A 2,019-nucleotide genomic window follows, 5' to 3' on the forward strand; every position below is an offset into this window, starting at 1 on the left:
GGCAGAGCGTTCTGCGCAGGTAAAGGAGGAGCCCGCAGGGCGGGGGACACGTAGCAGAACGCTCTGCCGCCCAGGCTCCTGGCGCTCTGGACAAATCAGGCTTTGCCGGTGGAGCCGTAGCCACCTGCACCGCGCTCGCTGGCCGGGAACTCCGTCACCACATTGAACTGCGCCTGCACCACCGGCACGATCACCAGTTGCGCAATGCGCTCCATGGGTTCGATGGTAAAGGGCACGTCGCTGCGGTTCCAGGCGCTGACCATCAACTGGCCCTGGTAGTCACTGTCAATGAGGCCCACCAGATTGCCCAGCACAATGCCGTGTTTGTGCCCCAGGCCCGAGCGTGGCAGGATCATGGCGGCAAAGCCGGGGTCCTGCAAATAAATCGCAATGCCGGTGGGCACCAATTGCCAGGCATTGGCGGCAAGCAGCAGGGGCGCGTCCAGACAGGCACGCAAATCGAGACCGGCACTGCCGGGCGTGGCATAGGCGGGTAGTTGCTGCGCCATGCGCGGGTCAATTACTTTTACATCAATCTTCATCATGACTGCACTCCAGTGCCGATTCTGCTGGCGATCTCAGCGATCAATTTGCGCGCCAGCGAGAGCTTGGCATCACGCGTCAACTCTCTCGTGCCGGCTTCATCGACCAGCAGCAAGGCATTGTCGTCCTGGCCAAAGGTGTCCGGGCCAATGTTGCCGACCAGCAGCGGCACACCCTTGCGCTGCCGTTTGGCCTGGGCGTTGGCCAACAAGTCGTGGCTCTCGGCGGCAAAACCGACGCAGTACAGCGCGCGGCTTTGGCCCCGCTCGGACTGTGCCAGCGTGGCCAGAATGTCGGGGTTCTCAATAAACTGCAACTCCGGGGGCTGACCGCTGCCGTCCTTCTTGATTTTTAAGGCCGAGGCCTGGGCTGGCCGCCAGTCGGCCACTGCCGATGTCGCGATGAAAACGGTCGCTTGCGGCGCATGCGCTGTGACGGCGGCCAGCATGTCCAGGGCAGATTTAACATTGATCCGATTGACGCCGCGCGGCGTGGGCAGACTCACCGGACCAGCCACCAGCGTCACCGTGGCACCCGCCTCACGCGCGGCGCGGGCGATGGCAAAACCCATCTTGCCGCTCGACAAGTTGGTAATGCCGCGCACCGGGTCGATGGCTTCATAGGTGGGCCCGGCCGTTATCAGTACCTGCTGACCGGCCAGCAGCTTGGGTTGGAAAAAGGCAATCAGTTCGTCCAGAATCTCAAGCGGCTCCAGCATGCGGCCATCGCCCGTTTCACCGCAGGCCTGGTCGCCACTGCCCACGCCCAGCACCAAGGCGCCATCGGCTTGAACCTGCGCCACATTGCGCCGGGTGGCGGGGTGCTGCCACATTTCGCGGTTCATGGCCGGCGCAAGCAACAAGGGCACTCGCTCGGCCGGACGCGCCAGGCACAACAGACTGAGCAAATCATCGGCCTGGCCATGCGCCAGTTTGGCCAGCAAGTCAGCGCTGGTCGGCGCTATCAGCACCACATCAGCGTCGCGGCTCAGGTTGATGTGCGCCATGTTATTGGCCTCCCGCGTGTCCCACTGCGAGCCATACACCGGGTGCTGGCTCAGGGCCTGCATGGTGACGGGCGTCATGAATTGCTCGGCGGCTTGCGTCATCACCACTTGTACCGAGGCACCCGCCTTGATCAGCAAGCGGCACAACTCGGCCGACTTATAGCAGGCAACGCCGCCACTGAGACCCAAAACAATGTGTTTTCCAGCTAAGTCTTTCATGCGCAGCAATGTAACAGAGCCAGCCGGGCGCGAGCCGCCCCGAGGCAGACCCGAAACCGCACACCGGCCTTGAACACACGCTTCGTCACTGCGAGCCCCCCGTATCCGACCCGATACCGCACACGGACCTTGAACAGAGACTTCGTCATCGCGAGCGAAGCGTGGCGATCCATGACTTCCGGGGTCATGGATTGCGTCACTTCGTTCGCAATGACGGCTACTGTCGCAATGACCGGACTGCTCATGGCAAG

Annotated in this window: 3 protein-coding genes; all 3 read right to left on the reverse strand. The window is 62.8% G+C overall.

The window, feature by feature from the left end:
* Positions 1-95: 95 nt before the first annotated feature.
* On the reverse strand, positions 96-542 hold the full coding sequence (gene dut / locus IBX54_RS14760; protein ID WP_296543408.1) for a dUTP diphosphatase: 447 nt from the start codon (positions 540-542) through the stop codon (positions 96-98).
* Complete coding sequence (coaBC, locus tag IBX54_RS14765) at positions 542-1,768, reverse strand: bifunctional phosphopantothenoylcysteine decarboxylase/phosphopantothenate--cysteine ligase CoaBC (RefSeq protein WP_296543406.1); 1,227 nt, start codon at positions 1,766-1,768, stop codon at positions 542-544. The genes dut and coaBC overlap by 1 nt, the downstream gene beginning before the upstream one ends.
* Positions 1,765-2,019 (reverse strand): hypothetical protein (locus IBX54_RS14770; protein ID WP_296543407.1); only part of this gene is annotated, 255 nt, incomplete at its 5' end. The genes IBX54_RS14770 and coaBC, both read right to left, overlap by 4 nt.

Source organism: Rhodoferax sp. (assembly GCF_014859475.1).
GTDB lineage: Bacteria > Pseudomonadota > Gammaproteobacteria > Burkholderiales > Burkholderiaceae_C > Rhodoferax.

What these genes read in the sequence shown, in the direction of transcription:
- dut (WP_296543408.1), bottom strand. Translation starts at nt 542, where the DNA reads ATGAAGATTGATGTAAAAGTAATTGACCCGCGCATGGCGCAGCAACTA.
- coaBC (WP_296543406.1), bottom strand. Translation starts at nt 1,768, where the DNA reads ATGAAAGACTTAGCTGGAAAACACATTGTTTTGGGTCTCAGTGGCGGC.